This is a genomic window from Roseibium sp. RKSG952 (assembly GCF_009711355.1).
The window spans coordinates 182,263-189,319 of the sequence record NZ_SMMF01000960.1 but is presented as its reverse complement, the minus strand read 5'-3'; the positions used below and the strand labels follow the sequence as shown (position 1 = coordinate 189,319).

The following is a 7,057-nucleotide window of genomic DNA, read 5'->3' as shown; positions in this document are numbered from 1 at the left end:
ATCACGATTGGACTGTCTGGAAGGGGGGCCCCTGGACCCAAGGACCCACGCTGTTGCAATCGCTCAATCTGCTGGCCGGGTTCGATCTGAACGCCGCAGATGATGTCGAGTTTGTCCATCTCGTGACTGAAGCAATGAAGCTCAGCTTTGCCGACCGTGAGGCTTACTACGGGGACCCGACACAGGTAGGCATTCCCATCGATACACTTCTGTCAGCAGAATATGCCGATGCGCGCCGCGCTTTGATCAGTGCTTCTGCATCAACCGATCAAAGACCGGGTCGTCTTCCCGGATATGAGCATTGGGTCGATGCGGCGCTTGCCCATGCGTCAGAAGCCTATCAGCCGACAGATCAGATCGGCGCGGGTGAGCCTACCATGGCGCATCTGACTGAAAAGCGCGGCGATACGGTACATCTGGACGTGATCGACCGCTGGGGCAACATGGTATCCGCCACACCTTCGGGCGGGTGGCTGCAATCTTCTCCAGTTGTTCCCGGGCTAGGAATGCCGCTCAACACTCGCGCTCAGATGTTCTGGCTTGAGGAGGGATTGCCAACCTCACTAGCCCCCGGCCGACGCCCGCGTACGACCCTGTCGCCCAGCATGGCACGTGCACCTGATGGCAGCGAACTTGCCTTTGGCACACCCGGTGGCGACCAACAGGATCAGTGGCAGCTCATCTATCTGCTAAGACTGGTTCATCATGGCATGAACCTTCAGGAAGCTATTGATGCACCGCTGTTCCATACAGCTCACTTCCAAAGTTCGTTCTATCCTCGCGAAACAAGGCCCGGGCATTTGATGATCGAGCCGGGATTTGGGCCCGAAGCGATCGCTAACCTTCAGGCCCGCGGCCACAAAATCGAACAGGCAGAGCCCTGGACTGTGGGCAGATTGACGGCGGCGCGCCGACAGCCTGACGGCCTGCTGCATGCCGCAGCGACTCCGCGCCTGATGCAGGCCTATGCGATTGGGCGCTAAGCTCACCTATTTCCGGCGAATGCCGATTGGTTGGCCGATCTGGGATACCGGCTCTAGTTCGCTGTGATCCTGCACCATTTGCGCAAGTCGAGCAGCGGCCCAGTCGGGATAAGGTATGGAGCGCCCCGTTTCGTGGCAGACATTCATAAACAACGCTTCCTGCGTTGCACACAGGCTGTGATCGGACTCAGTCAACATCTCAGCGAAGTAGTGCCCGCGCTTGTGATCGGCATCCAGCAGGCGAACTCGGATATAAAACGCCTCACCTTCCAAGACCTCTCGGACAAAATGCAGATGCGACTGGATGATGTATGGGCCCTGCCCGGACTGAGCCACCTGCACTTCACCCAGCCCCAGATGGTCAACCATGAATACCTCGAGCGCGTTGTCAAAGGCGACCCCGTAGTAGCCGACATTCATATGGCCGTTGTAGTCGATCCACTCTGGTTTTGCGGTAAAACCATGAACTTCGATCGGCGCGGGATAGGGCCCGTCGTATCCCGCTCCTGTCGTTTCAGCTGATGACACGTACATCTTCCTCCGTGTGTTCATGCACTCATGATGCAGCAGAGCGCCCGTCGCGAAAACCTGCGTCGCTATCTGGGTCGCAACGTTGTTCGGTACGCTGACCAAATTGGACGCATCAGACACCTAATCACATGAAAAGAGACCTATTCCTCAAAAATAGCCACGGCCCGTACAAACCCGGCAGAAGCACCTTTGATCTTGAAAGGGAAACAAGAAATCTCGAACCCTGTTGGTGGCAGGTCTTCCAGATTGGTCAGCTTTTCGATGTGGCAATACCCGATATCCATCGAGGCGCGGTGTCCCTCCCAGATGATCGAGGGGTCATGCGTTTCTGCATATTCCTGCGCGGTCAAAGGAAACGGGGCGTCCCAGCTCCAGGCATCGGTGCCGGTTACACGTACCCCACGCTCTGTCAGATAGAGCGTCGCCTCGCGCCCGATCCCGCAGCCTTTCATCAGATAGTCAACCTCGCCATAGCGTGTCCCGGCAGCAGTATTGACTACAACGATGTCAAGCGGCTGCAACTCGTGACCGATGCGTTTCAGTTCGGCTTCGATGTCGGCTGCGGTGGCGACATAGCCATCATCGAATTGGCGGAAATCCAGCTTTACGCCGGGGTTCATGCACCATTCTAATGGGACTTCGTCGATTGTGATCGCACGCTCGCCTTTGTTCATTGTCGAATGATGGTGATACGGCGCATCCAGATGGGTTCCGTTATGTGTCGCGATCTGAAGCCGTTCAATGGCCCAACCTTCCCCACCGGGCAGGTCTTCTTTTTTCAATCCTGGAAAGAATGACATGACCTGCTCTGCAGTCTGGGCATGGCTCATGTACTCAATTTCCGGCAACATGATCGGCGGGTCCGATACGATACCGGTTTCCAGAGGTACGGACAGATCGACAAAACGGCGCGGCATGAATTCCTCCCCGGCTGCACTCGACCTAAGGGTTGGCTGCGCGTAAGCGACTGTCAAGAAGTGAAAAAGGCGACCCTTTCGGGCCGCCTGATCCTGCTTCGTGAGTGGTAGTGGTATTACTCCGCCGCGATGGCGTCTTTGATCTTCTCAACCCGGATCGCCGAGAACTTGAACTCGGGGATTTTACCATAGGGGTCGATGGCCGAGTTTGTCAGGATGTTCGCCGCTGCTTCAACATAGGCAAACGGGATGAACACCATATCCTCGGCAATGGCTCGGTCAGCCCGCACCATGATCTCGATTGAGCCGCGGCGGGTCGTCAGACGGATCATTTCACCCGCTTCGATCCCCATCAGTTTCAGCGTTCGCGGGTTCATCGAACAGTTCGCTTCCGGCTCAACAGCGTCCAGAACATTCGACCGGCGGGTCATCGAACCCGTATGCCAATGCTCCAGCTGACGACCCGTGGTGGCGATCATCGGATATTCCTCATCCGGTGCCTCATCCGGTGGGATGACGCTGGCCGGAGTGAACCGGGCCTTGCCGTCAGCACGCGGGAAGCCATTACCAAACACAATCGCCTGCCCCGGGTCAGTCTCGCTGAGCGAGGGGTAGGTGATGGTTTCGGTCTTCAGACGATCCCAAGTGATGTTGTCGAGCGAGTTCATCGTCAGCTTCATCTCGTCAAAGACCTGAGACACATCGGTGTAATCCCAGTTCAGACCGATCCGCTGTGCCAGTTCGACTGTGATCTTCCAATCCTCACGTGCCTCACCCGGAGGTGCCACGGCGGGCCGCACCCGCTGCACCTGACGGTTGGTGTTCGACACGGTGCCGTTCTTTTCATACAGCGCCGAGGCCGGCAGGATGATGTCGGCGTAGTTCGCTGTTTCGGTCAGGAAGATATCCTGCACGATCATCAGCTCCAGCTTGGCCAGCGCATCACGCGCGTGGCCAACATCTGGGTCGGACATGGCCGGGTTTTCACCCTGAATGTACATGCCCTTGATGTTGCCCGCATAGGCTTGGTCGATGATCTCGGTGACTGTCAGGCCCTTCTCGTTCGAGAAATCATCTGAGTCCCACACGTTGTTGAACTTCGCGCGGATACTGTCATCGGTGACCGACTGATAGTCCGGCAGGAACATCGGGATCAGGCCCGCATCAGACGCGCCCTGCACGTTGTTCTGACCACGCAGCGGGTGCAGACCGGCACCGGGCTTACCGACATTGCCGGTCATCAACGCGAGACTGATCAAGCAGCGCGAGTTGTCCGTTCCGTGGATGTGCTGGCTAACCCCCATACCCCAGAAGATCAGGCCGGCCTTGGCCTGCGCAAAGGTGCGCGCGACACGGCGCAACTGATCCGGTTCGATGCCACAAATCGGCGCCATCGCCTCGGGCGTGAACTGACGCAGGTGCTCTTTCTCGGCTTCCCAGTTTTCGGTCCAGCGGTGGATGTACTGGCTGTCGTACAGTTCCTCTTCGACGATCACGTTCATGATCGCATTGAGCATCGAGACATCAGCACCCGGACGGAACTGCAGCATCTCGTCTGCGAACTTGCGCATGCCAACGCCGCGCGGGTCCATCACGATCAGCTTGCCACCACGTTTGGTGAACTGCTTGAAGTAGGTCGCCGCAACCGGGTGGTTCTCGATCGGGTTGGCCCCGATGATGATCACCACGTCCGAGTTTTCGACCTCATTGAAGGTCGCGGTCACCGCACCTGAACCAACGTTTTCGATCAACGCCGCAACGGAAGAGGCGTGACACAGACGCGTGCAGTGGTCGACGTTGTTGTGCTTGAAGCCTTGACGAATGAACTTCTGGAACAGATAGGCTTCTTCGTTGGTGCATTTGGCCGAACCAAAGCCTGCAACCGAACGCGGATCTTCGGCGCGTAGAGCTTTCAGTTTGGTGGCGGCCAGATCCATCGCCTCTTCCCACGTTGCTTCGCGGAAGTGGGTCGACAGATTGCCCGGATCGACGTTCAGGCCCTTCTCAGGCGCATCCTCACGCCGGATCAACGGCTTGGTCAGGCGGTGCGGGTGATGGATATAATCAAAGCCAAAGCGACCTTTGACACACAGGCGACCTTCGTTCGCAGGGCCATTGATGCCCTCGACATACTTGACCTTGCCGTCTTTGACTTTCAGCGAGACCTTACAGCCCACACCGCAGAACGGGCAGACGCTTTCGGTTTCGCTATCGTAGTCCTTGCTGTCACCCTTCTGCTGGTCGTCCAGCACGGTGGCAGGCATCAGCGCCCCGGTTGGGCAGGCCTGAACGCATTCGCCACACGCCACACAGGTCGATGCGCCCATCGGGTCGTTCTGGTCGAACACCACCTGCGCGGTATGTCCGCGACCGGCCATGCCGATCACGTCATTGACCTGCACTTCACGGCATGCCCGGACGCAGAGGTTGCAGTTGATACAGGCGTCCAGATTGACGCGCATCGCCACGTGGCTGTCATCCAGCAGCGGGATTTTGTCGGCCTCTTTCGCCGGAAAACGGCTTTCGCTGACATCATTCAGCTCGGCCATATCCCAGAAGTGACTCGATTTATCGTGCGCTTCCTCGGGCTGGTCGGCAACCAGCAGTTCCATGACCATGGCGCGTGATTTCTCGGCGCGGTCACTGTCAGTCTTGACGACCATTCCCTCGGCTGCAGGACGGATACACGAGGCGACCAGAGTGCGCTCGCCTTCCACCTCGACCATACAGGCGCGGCAGTTGCCGTCGGGGCGATAGCCCGGCTGTGGCTTGTGGCACAGGTGCGGGATAGTGAACCCCTGCCCCTTGGCGGCTTCCCAGATGGTCCAGCCCTCGGGGACGGTAACGTCTTCGCCGTTCAGATTGAAGGTGACGGTCTTGGTTGGGCTTGCATCAAGCATGGCTCTGTCTCCCTCAGATTTCGTCTGCGAAGTGTTTCATGACCAGGCGGATCGGGTTCGGGGCCGCCTGCCCCAGACCGCAGATCGAGGCATCGCCCATGACCTGACACAGGTCCTCCAGTAGGTCCTGATCCCACTTGTCGGCCTGCATCAGCTTTACCGCCTTTTCGCAACCCGCCCGGCAGGGCGTGCACTGGCCGCAGCTTTCATCTTCGAAAAAGCGCAGCATGTTCAGCGCCGCGTCGCGTGCGGTATCCTGATCGGACAGAACCACCACGGCGGCGGACCCGATGAAGGTGCCCAACGGCTGCAGTGTGTCAAAGTCGAGCGGGACGTCGTCGATGCTGGAGGGGAGAAGACCTGACGACGGCCCGCCCGGTTGATACGCCTTGAACACATGACCTTCGGCCATGCCGCCGGCGGCATCAATCACGTCAAGAATGGTCGACCCTGCTGGCAGCAGGTAAACACCGGGCTTCGCCACACGGCCTGAAACCGAGTAACTGCGCAGACCCTTGCGGCCATTCTTTTCAACAGAATTAAGAAGCTGCGGCCCTTCGCGGCAGATCTTCGAGACCCAATAGAGTGTCTCAACATTGTGCACGAGCGTTGGGCGGTTAAACACCCCAACTTGCGCCACGAACGGAGGACGGTGACGCGGCAGACCTTTTTTGCCCTCAATCGACTCGATCATCGCGGATTCTTCACCGCAGATATAAGCACCGGCACCTCGGCGCAGGTCGATGTAGCCTGGCTCAACGATTCCGGCCTCTTCCAGAGCGGCAATCTCACGACGAAGAATTTCCAGAACGGCTGGATATTCGTCGCGCATGTAGATGAAGCAGGTTTGTGCCTCGACCGCCCAGGCAGCGATCAGCATGCCCTCAAGAAAGACATGCGGCGTACGCTCCAGATAGTAGCGATCCTTGAATGTACCGGGCTCGCCCTCATCGCCGTTCACGGCCAGATAGCGCAGACCTTCGTTCATGCGAACAAAGCCCCACTTCTTGCCGGACGGGAAACCAGCACCGCCCAGACCGCGCAAGCCCGAGGACAGGACATCTTCCTGTACCTTTTCCCAGTCGCCACGGTCGCGCAGTTCTTTCAGCTTGGCATAGCCGCCATCAGCCTCATAGGCCGCAAAGGTTTCGTAATCGGGTAGATGAGCATGGGTGTCATCGGCAGCAATGGCAGCCTGCACTTTTTCCGGTGTCGCATGGTCGATGTGGTTGTGACCGATCTCAAGCACCGGAGCGGTGTCACAACGGCCCATACACGGCGCGCGCAGCACACGAACTTCGGAAGGATCAAGCCCATCTTCCAGCGCCTTCTGCAACTGCTGAGCACCAGCCATTTCGCAGGACAGGGAATCGCAGACACGGATTGTCAACGCCGGAGGGGGCGTTTCATCCTCTTTGACCACATCGAAATGGGCATAGAAGGTCGCAGTTTCGTAAATCTCGGCCTGCCCGATCCGCATCTCAACAGCCAGAGCGGCAATGTGATCGGCGCTGATATGGCCATGTTCATCCTGAATCAAATGCAGGAACTCGATCAGCAGGTCGCGGCGGCGCGGGCGATCGCCCAACAGGCGCGCAATTTCGGCCTGTGCTTCATCCGTAAACTGTCGGCCTTTGGGCGTGTGCCGCCCTTTGCCTTTACCTGACTTCCAAACGCCCTTTGCGTCGGATGGCTTGGTATCCAGTGGTGCCATGCTTTCCTCCGT

At 58.3% G+C, this 7,057-nt stretch carries 5 protein-coding genes; 1 reads left to right on the top strand and 4 read right to left on the bottom strand.

Annotation, left to right across the window (positions count from 1 at the left end; all coding sequences use genetic code 11):
• The coding region (locus E1297_RS42145; RefSeq protein WP_196223542.1) for a gamma-glutamyltransferase at positions 1-983 on the top strand (983 nt) is incomplete at its 5' end.
• Between the two features lie 6 nt (positions 984-989).
• Here E1297_RS42145 and E1297_RS42140 read toward each other — a convergent pair.
• The 4 genes from E1297_RS42140 to E1297_RS42125 form a co-directional block, all read right to left on the bottom strand.
• Positions 990-1,511: a thioesterase family protein gene (locus E1297_RS42140; protein WP_209016322.1), complete on the bottom strand. Its 522-nt coding sequence runs from the start codon at positions 1,509-1,511 to the stop codon at positions 990-992.
• A 143-nt stretch (positions 1,512-1,654) separates the two neighbouring features.
• Positions 1,655-2,431: a cyclase family protein gene (locus E1297_RS42135; protein ID WP_155148991.1), complete on the bottom strand. Its 777-nt coding sequence runs from the start codon at positions 2,429-2,431 to the stop codon at positions 1,655-1,657.
• Positions 2,432-2,547: 116 nt separating this feature from the next.
• Positions 2,548-5,331, bottom strand: coding sequence for a formate dehydrogenase subunit alpha (fdhF, locus tag E1297_RS42130; RefSeq protein WP_155148989.1), 2,784 nt, complete (start codon positions 5,329-5,331; stop codon positions 2,548-2,550).
• 13 nt (positions 5,332-5,344) lie between these two features.
• Positions 5,345-7,045, bottom strand: a complete 1,701-nt coding sequence (locus E1297_RS42125; protein WP_155148988.1) for an NAD(P)H-dependent oxidoreductase subunit E — start codon at positions 7,043-7,045, stop codon at positions 5,345-5,347.
• Positions 7,046-7,057 lie beyond the last annotated feature (12 nt).